General features: G+C 71.3%; 1 protein-coding gene. It reads left to right on the forward strand.

What is annotated here, in order from left to right:
- Positions 1-251, forward strand: a 251-nt coding sequence (locus tag ACLQ22_RS32110; RefSeq protein WP_425695621.1) for a ketoacyl-synthetase C-terminal extension domain-containing protein, incomplete at both ends; no start/stop codon positions are given.

Consider the following 251-nt stretch of genomic DNA (forward strand, 5'->3'; position numbering starts at 1 on the left):
ACGGCCGACCACGGCGGGCCGGGGTGTCCTCGTTCGGGATCAGTGGCACCAACGCCCACCTCATCCTGGAAGAGGCCGAACCGCTCGAGATCCTGCAGGACGCCGAACCGTTCGAACCGCCGCAGGACACACCGGCGGGCTCGGGCCAGGAGCCGCCGGTACTACCGGGTGGGTTGGTGCCGTGGCTGCTGTCGGCTAAGACCGAGGTGGCGTTGCGGGCGCAGGCGCAGCGGCTGGCCGGGTTCGTGACC

The sequence above is a fragment of the Micromonospora sp. DT178 genome (genome assembly GCF_049841695.1).
Classification (GTDB): domain Bacteria; phylum Actinomycetota; class Actinomycetes; order Mycobacteriales; family Micromonosporaceae; genus Micromonospora.